The 12,966-nt window shown below is 39.3% G+C and carries 10 protein-coding genes and 2 tRNA genes; 1 reads left to right on the top strand and 11 read right to left on the bottom strand.

All coding sequences use genetic code 11. The features are described from left to right. The 7 genes from QZU83_RS00005 to tgtA form a co-directional block, all read right to left on the bottom strand. Positions 1–782: DUF1848 domain-containing protein (locus QZU83_RS00005; protein ID WP_295608902.1), on the bottom strand; the 782-nt coding region annotated here is incomplete at its 3' end. Positions 783–808: 26 nt separating this feature from the next. After that, positions 809–1,966, bottom strand: coding sequence for a thiolase domain-containing protein (locus QZU83_RS00010; RefSeq protein WP_295608903.1), 1,158 nt, complete (start codon positions 1,964–1,966; stop codon positions 809–811). A 12-nt stretch (positions 1,967–1,978) separates the two neighbouring features. Continuing rightward, a complete protein-coding gene (locus tag QZU83_RS00015; RefSeq protein ID WP_295608904.1) occupies positions 1,979–3,016 on the bottom strand; it encodes a hydroxymethylglutaryl-CoA synthase in 1,038 nt (345 codons plus the stop codon). A gap of 144 nt (positions 3,017–3,160) precedes the next feature. Beyond that, positions 3,161–3,234: transfer RNA gene (locus tag QZU83_RS00020), tRNA-Gly, on the bottom strand. Positions 3,235–3,242: 8 nt separating this feature from the next. Next, positions 3,243–3,316, bottom strand: a tRNA-Gly gene (locus QZU83_RS00025). 95 nt (positions 3,317–3,411) lie between these two features. Beyond that, positions 3,412–4,080 carry a class I SAM-dependent methyltransferase gene (locus tag QZU83_RS00030; RefSeq protein WP_295608905.1) on the bottom strand — a complete coding sequence of 223 codons (669 nt, stop codon included), beginning with the start codon at positions 4,078–4,080 and terminating at the stop codon, positions 3,412–3,414. A 4-nt stretch (positions 4,081–4,084) separates the two neighbouring features. After that, positions 4,085–6,064 (bottom strand): tRNA guanosine(15) transglycosylase TgtA, encoded by a 1,980-nt coding sequence (tgtA, locus tag QZU83_RS00035; protein WP_295608906.1) that lies wholly within the window; start codon positions 6,062–6,064, stop codon positions 4,085–4,087. 265 nt (positions 6,065–6,329) lie between these two features. Between tgtA and QZU83_RS00040 the strand changes: the two genes are divergently transcribed. After that, positions 6,330–7,544, top strand: coding sequence for an MnmC family methyltransferase (locus QZU83_RS00040; protein ID WP_295608907.1), 1,215 nt, complete (start codon positions 6,330–6,332; stop codon positions 7,542–7,544). Here QZU83_RS00040 and QZU83_RS00045 read toward each other — a convergent pair. The 4 genes from QZU83_RS00045 to purQ all read right to left on the bottom strand — a co-directional run bounded on the left by QZU83_RS00045 (position 7,539) and on the right by purQ (position 12,957). Further along, positions 7,539–9,398 carry a carboxypeptidase-like regulatory domain-containing protein gene (locus QZU83_RS00045; RefSeq protein WP_295608908.1) on the bottom strand — a complete coding sequence of 620 codons (1,860 nt, stop codon included), beginning with the start codon at positions 9,396–9,398 and terminating at the stop codon, positions 7,539–7,541. The genes QZU83_RS00040 and QZU83_RS00045 overlap by 6 nt on opposite strands. Before the next feature lie 398 nt (positions 9,399–9,796). Next, entirely contained in the window at positions 9,797–11,581 is a 1,785-nt protein-coding gene (gene glmS, locus QZU83_RS00050; protein WP_295608909.1) for a glutamine--fructose-6-phosphate transaminase (isomerizing), read from the bottom strand. Next, the gene (gene cobA / locus QZU83_RS00055; RefSeq protein ID WP_295608910.1) at positions 11,582–12,301 is read right to left on the bottom strand and encodes a uroporphyrinogen-III C-methyltransferase; all 720 of its coding nucleotides are present in this window, start codon (positions 12,299–12,301) and stop codon (positions 11,582–11,584) included. A gap of 11 nt (positions 12,302–12,312) precedes the next feature. After that, complete coding sequence (purQ, locus tag QZU83_RS00060; protein ID WP_295608911.1) at positions 12,313–12,957, bottom strand: phosphoribosylformylglycinamidine synthase subunit PurQ; 645 nt, start codon at positions 12,955–12,957, stop codon at positions 12,313–12,315. Positions 12,958–12,966: the final 9 nt, after the last annotated feature.

Consider the following 12,966-nt stretch of genomic DNA (forward strand, 5'->3'; position numbering starts at 1 on the left):
TTGGCATAGCAATATTTGCACCCGTGCAGACATGTGTTATATAATCCAATATCCCTTCCCATTAAACAGTTGCATTCGCGATTGTGATATTTTCCTTTAGGGACTTTTAGATTATTTCCAATAGCCTTTTCCAACACCTGCTGGGTCATGCAGCCTGATGAATCAAAACCAAACTGGTCAAGCAGTGTGCCTTCAACACATGTTTTCATTTGAATATCATATTCATCGGCTATCCTTGCGAAATTTTCACCAATCACAAGACGCTCTTCAGTTGTAACTTCACGGGCTTCAGGAAAGTTTCTTAAAACCTTTTGATACAAATCAATGAAGCTGATTGTACAGTCTGAAGTATAATCACACAATTCTGATGCCATTTCTTCAAATTTATCTGTGTGGAAATCCAAATCGTATTTTTCAGTTATTAAAATCGGATCATATCTCCAGGACACGGCATTAGTCCCCAATGTCTCGGACAACACCTTGAATGTTTTTATGACTTTTTTATAATCGGGAACATTGACTTCAATGTCTTTATCATAAGGGTTTATTGTTGTAAACCAAAACTGATTATAATCTGACAGCCTGTCCAAATTCTTTACCAAAGGCTTTGGATTTTTGGAGCAGAAACATATTACATCGACTGTTTTGGGATTGAAGTTATATTTATAGATTTGATTGTTATAGGGGTTTTTGCTGAGTACAAAACCTTCATCAATTCTGTTCAAGAACCATTTACTAAAAAAAGCGGGAATGTCAGTTCTTGTACCTGTATTGAGTATCATGAAAAAAAGAAAAGGTAAAAGAGATTTTATAAATCTCTTCCGAAAATGTGTACGGCCGCAGTACCTCCGGTACCTCCGATATTGTGGGTCATACCGATTTCTGCACCGTCCACTTGACGTCCGCCAGCTTCTCCCCTGAGTTGCCATACGACTTCGGCAGCTTGGGCAATACCTGTAGCACCTAATGGGTGTCCACGTGCCTTAAGACCACCGGAAGTGTTGATCGGGAAGTCACCGTCAATCTCAGTTTGTCCTTCTTCGATAGCTATTCCGCCTTTACCCTTTTCGGCAAATCCTAAATCTTCTACTGCCAATAGTCCGTTAATGGAGAAACAGTCGTGGACTTCAGTCAAGTCAATGTCTTTGGTTGTTACTCCTGCCATTTCATATGCTTTTCTGGATGCGACTTTTGTTGATTCAATGGTAGTGATATCTTTTCTGTCGTGTAATGTTAATGTTCCAGAAGCCTGTGCAGAAGCTTTTACATAAATTGGAGTGTCAGTGTATTTCCTTGCATCTTCAGCAGGCACCATAACAACAGCAGCTGCTCCGTCACTTACCGGAGAACAGTCGAGAAGTGTCAATGGGTCTGCAACCATGGTTGAGTTTATTACTTTGTCAACAGTTACTTCGAACGGGAACTGTGCATTCGGGTTTTTGGATGCGTTTTTATGGTTTACCACTGAAAACTGTGCAAGCTGTTCACGGGTGGTTCCGTATTCGTACATGTGCCTTTTGGCAATCATTGCATATAATGATGGGAAAGTGGCTCCTTGCTGTGCTTCCCATTCCTGGTCTGAAGCTGTAGCAATAGCCGGTGTTGCATCAACGACATCAGTCATTTTTTCCACACCTGCGGAAATTACCACATCATGAAAACCTGATGCAACCGCCATGATTCCCTGTCTTAGAGCCAGTCCTCCTGACGCACAGGCGGCTTCAACCCTTGTGGTTGGAATCGGATTGAGACCTACATGGTCGGAAATAAGTGCTGCAATGTGTTCCTGTTCTACGAAAAGTCCAGAAGACATGTTTCCGACAAACATTGCTTCAATGTCGTCACCACCAATATCTGCATCAACAATAGCTTTTAAACCAGCTTCAGCAATCAAATCTCTAAAGGAAGAATCCCATAATTCACCAAATTTAGTTTGTGAAACTCCTATAATCGCAACATCTCTCATATTTAAGCCCCCTTACATTTTAATTTTGCCTTTGAATTTAGCATAAACAGCATAATCAACATATGTTTTATTGCTGATGATTTCCTGTGTTTTTGGAGCTAAATCTCTTCTTTCTTTTATTTCATCTTTAACAGTCATTGTGAATCCATCACTTCCGGCACCTGAACCGTATGAAATGACAAAGATCTTATCTCCAGGTTCAGCCACATCCAAAATATTGGATAATGCCAATGGCACTGCACCTGAATAGGTGTTACCAATATTAGGAGTTAAAAGTCCCTGTTTGATTTGTTCAGATGTGAATCCTAATTTTTTACCGGCCCTAAGGTAGAATTTACCGTTAGGCTGATGGAAACATGCATAATCATAATCCTCAGGTTTGGAATCAGTTTCTTCAAACAGCATTTTTGCTGTGCTTAAAACATGCTTGAAGTAAGCAGGTTCACCTGTAAAACGACCTCCGTGGGACGGATAGTTTTCACCTTCCCTTCTGTAGAAATCAGGTGTGTCGGTTGTGAAACTGCATGTGTGTTCAATGTCAGCTATTGTATTTTCCTTACCGATAATGTAAGCCGCACCACCGGCGGATGCAGTGTATTCCAAAGCGTCTCCAGGTGCACCCTGTGAAGTGTCGGCACCAATAGCCAATCCGTATTCAATCATTCCTGATTCGACAAGACCCATAGTCATTTGGATACCTGCTGTTCCTGCCTTACATGCGAATTCCAAATCAGCCGCAGTCATTTTAGGAGTTGCGCAAACCGCTTCAGCAACAATGGAAGCAGTCGGCTTTACTGCATAAGGGTGTGATTCGGAACCAACATAAACAGCACCGATTTTACTTGGATCAATTTGAGCTCTTGCTAGCGCATATCTAGCAGCAGTTACTGCAATAGTAGCAGTGTCTTCATCAGCAGAAGGAACGGATTTTTCATTGACAACCAATCCGTTTGATAAAGCTACAGGGTCATCTCCCCATACCTTTGCAATTTCCTCTACTTTAATTCTATAAGATGGTACGTGCGCACCATATCCTACTATTCCTACCATTAAATCACCTTAAATAATAATCTTGAACGACATTAAAAATTAATTTAATTATTAATATTTTATTTTTATTATTATATAAAATTAACTAATAAAAAAGTATTTTTAAACAAAATAAGAATTTTAAAAAAAGAATGGAATTTCAGATGCAGTTGCCGGGATTCGAACCCGGGTTGTAGGCTTGGAAGGCCCAAGTAATAACCAGACTATACCACAACTGCATAAAAAGTGCGGCGTCCGGGATTTGAACCCGGGTCGCTAACGTGGCAGGCTAGAGTCTTAACCAGGCTGGACTAACACCGCATAAAAACTAACAACAAATAAACTTATGTTTTAATAATATATAAAGGTTTCGTTTAAATTAATCTTTTTGAAAATAAATGAAAAAATTGGAATAATTAAATTTTATGTGCAGTAACACAAATCCAATCATTTTCATCATTCAGGTATGCTTTGAAATCCTTAAATCCGGCAGTTTCAAGAGATTGCCTTAAAACATCCTCGGAATATATTTTCATGTCCAACAATTCTACCAAATCATCATACTTGTCCATTTCGCCTTCCCTGTAAACGGCCTCATTGCAGATGAATATGAATCCGCCCTTTTTAAGAACCCTGTTTACTTCCTTCAAATCATTGATGAAGTCAGGCCAGAAATAGATTGTCTCGAAACATGTTGCAATATCAAATGTTTCATCATAAAAAGGCATTTCGGAAACGGATCCCTGAAGCACATTGACGATTCCCCTGTCAATGGCATCCCTGTTGAGTTCTGTTGACTTCTCGACGCTGACGTCTGAGTAGTCTATTCCGACAACTCTGCCGTTATCGGATATCTGTGATGCGAAGCGTTCAATGTTTCTTCCGCCGCCACAGCCGATATCGAGAATTTTGCTGTCTTCGCTGATTTCGAAATGGCTTACGCCCCACTGGGCCATGCTTTCATGGGACCTGTTCATCCTGTCCAGTATCTGATGGCCCAGCTCACCTTCAGGCTTTCTTGCATTCTTAATCAATTCCTTATTCTCAATGTGATGACCTGTGTTTACCTTATCATTGTCACTCATATTATCACTTTTTAAATCCTTTTCTGGTTTTGATTGCCTGTCCTGTTTGGAACTGTTCTATTTCACATGCTCCAAGCAATGCCTTTCCATAGGCAAGCAATTTGTCCTGTTCATTGACAATCAGAACTTCATCCTTTGCCCTTATGTTTTCATCACAATCAACTACAAATTTGCAGAAAACGCTTTTTCCGTCAAGTGCAAAAGGTTCTGAGTCCTTGTTTACAACAACCCTGTTTTGCGGATAAGGCATACTGTTGTGAAGTCTTTTTGCACCTTCCTTTGATAGAATCAGATATGAATCTGATGCCCTCATATTTACAATCAGAACCTTGCCGTCATAGATGTGTCTGATTTTGCCTGTCTTTTTACTTTTCTCTATGTTGATGTTGCCTGTGAAAAGCGCATCGCCCGCTCCAACACCGAACTGATAATCCGCAATTGCCCTAACCTTTTTGACATCATCCTTTTTAAATCTGATTTCATCTGAAAAGTCGGATTTTTCATAGAGTCCGAGTTCAAGGTCTTTTACAATCCTTGAGTGAATCAGAACCTGGTCATAGTATTCCACAAATTCAGAGATGAAGTCCTCCACAAACTCTATTGCATCAACGTCACGTGTTTTCGGAGCATCATTCTGGCTTAATGGATAAACCTCATCGATTTCAAGAGGTATCAATCCGAACGGAATATCCAAAACCATAAAGTCTGTGTCTTCCAAATCCAAATCCTTTTGAGCCCCATATACATAAAATTCGCCGAGTTTTCCTGATACGAATTTGGAGTAAGGCTTTCTTGAAGGAGGCAATATTATCAGGTCACGCTTTTTAGGCATCTCACGAAGCTTCTGCATGTGTCTTAGGACTTCGCTCCTGCAAAGTGATTCGGGACCAGTGTAGAAAAATGCGGACTTTTTGCTTCTCGGGTCGTATTTTTCCAAATCCTTTGAGTAGTTTCCAAGATGCCTTACGGCTTCAAGAAGTGCAGGATGAGCTCTGCATCTCTCTTCTACAAGTTCCATCAGATTGCCGTCATAGATTGCCTGTCTGATTAACCTTAACTCTGCAAATGAAACATGCAGGTTGTGCTGAGCTATCAAATCCCTTCTTTTCTCTTTCGGCATTGCCCTCAAGTCATCAGGAGTGTATTTTGTGCACACTTCACATGAACATGGCATTTCCTGGAGGTTTTCAAGCTTATATGTCCCTCTTGTTGACAGGAGCCTGTCGTCATCTGCATATAATATGTATGCGGCTGAATCAAAAAGGTCGCAACCCATCGCAACACAGAGGGCAAATATCATCGGATGGCCAGCCCCCATAAGATGGCGTGGAACAGTGTCTGAAAGCTCAGCCATGGAATTCATCACGACATCAACAAGATCCCTGTAGTGGTATGATTCCATCAGAGGAACAACCGCACCTATCGGATATAAATCCGCATCAAGCTTTGAAAGTTCCCTTGCGCATTGCCTTCTGAGGTCCAGAAATGTTGATCCCTGAACTACTGAATTCAGCATCATTTCCATGTTCTGCTCTTTTTTATATGCAACAGCCTCTCTTGCACGTTCCAAAGTAATTTCCAAATCGCTTTCAGCCTTTTCACGGTCAACGAAAGGAGCTGTCGGAATGTCAAGACTTGTTCCTATGTCTGTTTTAATCAGTTCCTGAAATTCAATGACTTCCTTGTTTGTGATTTCAACATCACCGTAAACGGACAGCTGGAAAGACCCAGAATCTGTCATGATAGGGCCGTCAAAATGAATCAGCTCATGCAATCCCTTTTCGACAGCTTCCTTTTTCAGGTCTTCATCTTTGTAAATGAGGTATGCATTGGTAATGACGATGTCCGCCCCGTATTTGCCAACATCGATTTCCTGTTTTCTAGGATGGATGACCGGCATCAATGCGGGGGTTTTAACGTCACCGTGTTTTGTTTTCAAAACGCCTACACGCCCCATATTATCTTTAGCTTTAATTTCGAACATTTTATTTAACCTTAATAATTTGATTTGCGAACCTGATTACAAGAATATGAATTGTTGAAAAAAATCAAGTTCTAAAATAAATAGCCTCTAAAATAATTAGAGTGTTAATAATACCTACATTAACATTAAGCTAGAAATTATATAAATTTTGCTCATCTGGGAATTTAAAAATTAATTGAAAACCCGAATAAAAAATCGGCCTGTGAAATTGTATCGAATTGCCTAAATTTTTTAAGCATGAAAAACTAAACTATTCCTTGATATAATGAGTTACGAAAATAATGCAAGAGTAATCAACGACGATATTTTTGATTTGGTCAATCAATGTTTCAGTCAGGAAAGAAGTGGTCGAAATATTGAAGGAAGGGTTAATTTTTTTGATACTTACAACAATTATTTTGTTTTAACTGATGATGGATCATATTCTATTAATTCAAAAGAAATAAATCATAAAGTTGAGACATTACATACATCTACAGGTGCAATAAGTGAGTCATTTGAGAAATTTATCAAACCGATGAAGTTCAACTATGATGATGATATTGCGATTCTTGACATCTGTGCCGGAATCGGATACAACACTTCCGCAGCAGTAGCTGATTTCATCAAAAACTCAAGCGGTTCCAATCTGACAATTGACATGGTCGAAATATCCAAGGCAACACTTGCATGCGGCCTTCTGGTACCGTCCCCGATTAAAGAGCATGACATTACCAAAAAAGCCATCGAAGATGAACTCATCAGACAGGACTATGCTGCATTAAGTGTGGAAAGCGCCGAAATACCTGACAACATTGACATAAATGTCTACATTGAAGATGCAAGACAGACAGTTCAAAAGCTTGAAAGCGACAGCTATGATGCAATATTTTTAGACCCTTTCAGTCAGAATATGGCTCCGGAATTATTTTCGCTTGAATTTTTCAAACAGTTCAGGCGCCTAATCAAGGATGACGGAATTGTTGCAACCTACACCTCAGCTGCGCCAATCAGGGCAGGTTTTATTGATGCAGATTTCTATATCGGTCTCGGACCAATATTCGGAAGAAAGCAGGGCGGAACACTGGCAAGCCCGAATCCTCTTATGCTCGATACATCACTTCCGAAAAACGATGAGATAAGAATAGCACTGTCCGATGTAGGGATTCCGTTCAGAGATCCCAATCTGAATGACAGAAGCGATGTCATTTTAGAGAGAAGAACTGAAGAGCGCCACAATGCCAGACACAACACCAAAATTTCCTCTGCCGTCAAAACACCAATCTTTCTTGGCCAGGAAATGGATGATGAAAAACTTAAAAGGCGCGTTGAGCGAAATCTGGCAAAAATGAACATACCATCAACAACATCTGCCGAAGCGTACTACATCGTTGAGCCTGAAATCGACTATGCAGAAAAACAGGATGAAAAAAATAACTCAACAAACAGAATTCTTGAAATGAAAAAAAGATTAAAAAAAGTTAAAATGGGAAAATTATGATGATACATATTTTCCGCTTAACAGTTGATATGCAAGCTCTTTAGAACATGCTTTTGTTGGTGTAACCACAGTTAAATCAGCTATACCTTCACCATGATTATGGCCGAATACTGACCAGTCACAGTCACAGTTTGCACAGATGATAATACCTTCAGCACCACCGTTTTCCTTATTACCGGTTGCTGGGAAAACTCCGTAATCACTATATTCGGAGCCTGCGAAGAATATGCTCCAGTACAACTCATGACTTCCGCAGTAAGGACAGGTTCTGTCAAATTCTGTTGTATAGAATGAGTAACCGTATTTACTCATTTCACCAGGAGCGGAAGATCTTCCGACAACCAAAAGTGAATAGCCGTCTTCTGAAACACCATACTTATTATACGCCTTTCCAACATTGGATTTAACTACATTAATGGTTTTTGTAATTGTATAACCGTTGCTGGAATCCTTACAGGTTACAGTATATTTGCCCGCAGCAAGATTGAAGCTGATACTGGCAGCTCCATAGCTATTGGTTTTTACTGTTTTTGTTACTCCGTTTAGAGTAATTTCCATGTTGGCATTTTTTGCAAGACTGCCATCAGCATTCAGCAGGGTCGCTGTGAACACTGAAGTTTTGTTTTCAGCTCCAGTAACATCACTTGCCTTGATAGTAGGGTCAATGACAGTAACTTTTGTTTTTATGTATGACTGAGTGTATGGGTCATAGGATGAGAATGTGTAAGTTCCTTTTGGCAATTTGAATTTTACACTGGCCACACCATTTGAACTAGTTTTGGCTGTCTTTTTTACACCATTAACATAAACGTAAACCTTAGCATCCTTGACTAGCTTTTCGTCCTTGTAAAGGGTAACCTTGAATTTGGAGGTCACATCTGAAAATACAGTCATTTTCTTGGCTGACATAGTCGGTAAAATCTTAATAGTCTTTGTTAACTTTTCACCTGTCACTGTATTTATTGCAGTTATCACGAAAGTAGACGGATCAGATATGATTGAAATTTTAGCTACTCCTTTTGTATTGGTCTTGATATTGAATTTAGTTCCATGAGCCTTGAACTTAATGTATTTTTTTGATAAGGCCTTTCCGTCAGCATCCAAAAATTTAGCTGTGAAAACCTTGGAACTTAAGAAATGCTTGGTTACATCAGAAGCACTTACTGTAGGTTTAATGATAATTTTATTAGAAATTTTATATCCATTAGGATGGATTGCATACACAGTATATTCTCCGGCCTTAAGATTTACATCTAAACTGGCAACACCTTTCTTATTTGTCTTTTTTGTATAAGTCTTGTTATTCAGGACAAACTTCACATTTGCATATTTTAAAAGTGTTCCGTCACTGTTTAAGAATTTGGCGGAGTACTGTTTGGAATTGGAATAATATTTGGTTAAGTCTTTAGCTGTAACAACAGGCAATACTTTGACATTTGATTGTTCCACAGTATCACCGTATGTTGCAGAAACAACATAATCACCGGCATTCAAAGCAAGAGGTACGGAAACTTTACCGTCACTGTCAGTGCTTTGAGTGTAGCTGACGCCATTGACATTTAAGCTGACAGAGGCATTTTCCACCGGATTATTATTCATTGATAAAACAACAGTATAATTAGATCCGCTGTAATATGAACTTGACTCACTAGTTAACACATAATTTTGGGTAGAACTAGCAGTTTGAGCGTTTTCACTTACAGACAATAAATTTTCACTCCCCGAAGGGGGTTCCACATCAACTTCTCCGGCAATCACATCATCAGTTGAATTCACATCAGCAGCACAAACTGCAGATACGGACAACATAAATGCCAGAGTTATTAAAAATATTTTAAATTTTTTATTAAACATAAACGTTAACTCCATTTAACATTTGTTCGTAATATCTTTTATTACACTTTTTCTATAAAAAGCTTTTGATTTTTAAAAAAAGCATAAATAAGTTTAATTTGCATAAAATAAACAATAATAAGTTTATAAATAGTTTAAAAAGATTAAATTAAGTGAAACTATTATCAAAAGATAAAATTTAGGTGAAAAACAGAAATTTTAATATTAAGTATAGCTAACCAAACTTTAATTACCCAATAGATTAGTTCAAAAGACATGGTAAAATTTAATCAAAAATTTTTAAAAAGTAAATAAAAAAATAAGGTATTTTTATGAAAAACCAATTCAGAATCGTTTAAATCTAATTTAAATGTCAAATAAGAAAAAAAGAAAAAAAGTTGTAAAATGTGGCGGAAATTCTATTCCACTGTCACACACTTTGCCAAATTTTTAGGTTTGTCAGGGTCATGACCCTTCTCAAGAGTGATGTAATATGCAATCAACTGCAGCGGCACAATATATACCAGCGGTGCAATAATCTCTTTTACATCAGGATTTATTGGAATGACAACATCTGCCTTGGTCTTTAAGGATTCATCACCCTCAGCACCAAGTGCAAGGACATTTGCTCCACGGGATTTGACTTCTTCCAAATTGCTCATGGTTTTTCTGTAATTGTCTCCCGGAGGCAATATGACAACTACAGGAATTCCCTCATCGATCAATGCCAAAGGACCATGTTTCAGTTCTCCTGCAGCATATCCTTCACCATGAATGTATGAAATCTCCTTAAGTTTTAAAGCTCCTTCAAGGGCTGTCGGATAGGAATATCCTCTTCCGAGATAGAAGAAGTCACGGGCATAGTTGTATCTTTTTGAAAGTTCCTTAATGAAATCATCCTGCTCCAATACTTCATCGATGAATGCTGGAACCTTTTCAAGTTCACTGAGCAATTCCTCGTTTTTGGAAAGAACAGCAGCAAACAGATATATTGAAGTCAGCTGAGCCACATAGGTTTTTGTAGCGGCAACTCCAATTTCAGGACCTGCCTGAGTCTGAATCACATAATCCGCCCTTCTTGTTATTGCAGAACCTGCAACATTAACGATTCCCAATGTCTTTGAAGTCTGATTGGCCACATCCAGTGCCTTGAGTGAATCTGCAGTTTCACCGGATTGTGATATGAAAACAACCAATGTCTTGTCATTGAGAGTATTTACGGAGTATTTGAACTCAGATGCCAGAATGACGTCTGTCGGAATTCCTGCAATGGATTCTATCAAGTATTTTCCAGTCAATGAAGCGTGATAGGAGGTTCCGCATGCAACAAAGCATACTCTCTGCAGGTCTCCCACATCATCAATGATTTCCTGAATGTTTTCCTTTTGGGTCAGTGTGTTGGTGACCGCTGTGGCCTGTTCATTGATTTCCTTAATCATGAAATGTTCATAGCCTTCCTTTTCAGCCATTTCAGGTGTCCAGTTAATGGTTTCGATTTGCTTGTTTACAACATTGTCGAATTCGTCGTGAACTATAACACCCTCCCTGTCAACAATGACTATTTCTCCCTTTTCAGGATAGATAATATCTTTGGCATATTTGAGGATGGCCGGTGAGTCTGATGCAAGATAGTATCCGTTTTCACCCAGTCCAACAATCAATGGAGAGTCCTTACGTGTTGCAACAATTTTATTTGGTTCCCTTGTAGATATTGCTGCAATCGCATAAGCCCCTTCAATCACTTCGATTGTTTTTCTGACCGCATGCTCCAGGTCGAATTTTTCATCCATGAACTTCTGAATCAGATGGGGAATGACCTCAGTATCGGTTTCTGATTTGAATACATGGCCTTCAAGAGTTAATTTTTCCTTAATTTCCAAATAATTTTCAATGATACCATTGTGAACAACAGCTACAGTGTTTTCCTCATCAACATGAGGATGAGAATTCATCTTTGACGGATCCCCGTGTGTTGCCCATCTCACATGAGCAATTCCAAAACTGCCCGGCATGTCTGTGAGATTCAATTTATTGTCCACTTCTATGATTTTACCTTTATCTTTTTTAATGTGTATTTTATTATCTGAGAATGTGGCAAGACCTATTGAGTCATATCCCCTGTATTCCAATTTTGATATGCAGTCAAAAAGGATTGGGGCTACATCTTCATCCTCTTTTAATATACAACCTACAATTCCACACATTTAATCACCTTGATAATTGTAAATGTCTTTGTAAAGTTTCACAACATCCCCTATAATTAAAATGGCCGGAGTGTTGATTTTCTTATCGGAAATATCGCCCAATGTTCCGAACACAACGTTTTCATCGGGCATTGTTCCGCTTTCAACAGCGCATACTGGTGTGTCCGGAGAACGGTATTTCATAATCTCCGCTGTGTTTTCTCGGATATTTCCTATTCCCATTAGAATAATTAATGTATCGGCAGTATAGTCCCAGTGAACCTGGCTTTCAGGTTTTGTAGGGTCTTCATGACCGGTTACAATAGTCACTGATGTTGCAACAGCCCTGTGAGTTACCGGCAGTCCGAGAGATGTTGGCGCTCCAATTGCTGAGGTAACACCAGGAATAACTTCAAATTTGATATCATGTTCCATTAAAGCCAATATCTCTTCTCCCCCACGACCGAATACGAAGGGATCTCCTCCCTTAAGCCTTACGACATTTTCATGGGTTTTGGCCTGCTCGATAATCAGCTCATTTATTTCATCCTGTGTCTTGTAATGTTCGCCCGCCTTTTTGCCGACGTAAATCCTTTCGGCACTTTCAGGTGCATGGGCCAATATCTCTTCGTTTGCAAGATAATCGTATAAAACCACGTCTGCCTTGTTAAGGGCTTTCACTGCTTTTAATGTTATTAAATCTGCATCCCCAGGACCTGCACCAATCAAATAAACTACCATTTAAATCACTTTTATAAGAATCCTTTAAAGAAGTTCAAACCGTCATCGGAACCGAACAGTTCTTCACATGCCCTTTCAGGGTGAGGCATCATTGCACAGACAAGTCCGGATTCATCACATACGCTTGTGATTGCTTCCATTGAACCGTTAGGGTTTTTGCCTTCAAACTGCAATACGATTTGGTCCTGGTCTTTTAAAAGGTCAATGTCCTCTGTGTAGAATCTTCCTTCGGCATGTGCAATAGGAAGCTGTATTGTCTGGCCTTTTTCAAATGCCTTTGTAAATGGAGTTCTTGAAGTTCCGACCTTCAAATCCACCCATTCGCAGTTGAATTTAGGATATTCGTTTGTGATGAAAATTCCAGGGACAAGACCTATTTCACCTAAAATCTGTGCTCCATTACAGATTCCTAAAACAGGTTTTTCCTCTTTAACCAAATCCTTAATTCCATCAATTACCGGAGTGATGGAAGCCATTGCACCTGCCCTCAGGTAATCCCCATATGAAAATCCTCCAGGAATAACAATACCATCATAGTCTGTGAGGTTCTCTTCACTCCACCAAATATATTCCGGAGTGAGGCCGGCCAGTTCAATGGCCTGTGCAACGTCCCTGTCACAGTTGGTTCCCGGAAATCTGATTACACCAATTTTCATTTGAATCGC

Source organism: uncultured Methanobrevibacter sp., from assembly GCF_902771435.1.
GTDB lineage: Archaea > Methanobacteriota > Methanobacteria > Methanobacteriales > Methanobacteriaceae > Methanocatella.

What these genes read in the sequence shown, in the direction of transcription:
- tgtA (WP_295608906.1), bottom strand. Translation starts at nt 6,064, where the DNA reads ATGTTCGAAATTAAAGCTAAAGATAATATGGGGCGTGTAGGCGTTTTG.
- QZU83_RS00010 (WP_295608903.1), bottom strand. Translation starts at nt 1,966, where the DNA reads ATGAGAGATGTTGCGATTATAGGAGTTTCACAAACTAAATTTGGTGAA.
- QZU83_RS00015 (WP_295608904.1), bottom strand. Translation starts at nt 3,016, where the DNA reads ATGGTAGGAATAGTAGGATATGGTGCGCACGTACCATCTTATAGAATT.
- QZU83_RS00030 (WP_295608905.1), bottom strand. Translation starts at nt 4,080, where the DNA reads ATGAGTGACAATGATAAGGTAAACACAGGTCATCACATTGAGAATAAG.
- purQ (WP_295608911.1), bottom strand. Translation starts at nt 12,957, where the DNA reads ATGAAAATTGGTGTAATCAGATTTCCGGGAACCAACTGTGACAGGGAC.
- glmS (WP_295608909.1), bottom strand. Translation starts at nt 11,581, where the DNA reads ATGTGTGGAATTGTAGGTTGTATATTAAAAGAGGATGAAGATGTAGCC.
- cobA (WP_295608910.1), bottom strand. Translation starts at nt 12,301, where the DNA reads ATGGTAGTTTATTTGATTGGTGCAGGTCCTGGGGATGCAGATTTAATA.
- QZU83_RS00045 (WP_295608908.1), bottom strand. Translation starts at nt 9,398, where the DNA reads ATGTTTAATAAAAAATTTAAAATATTTTTAATAACTCTGGCATTTATG.
- QZU83_RS00040 (WP_295608907.1), top strand. Translation starts at nt 6,330, where the DNA reads ATGAGTTACGAAAATAATGCAAGAGTAATCAACGACGATATTTTTGAT.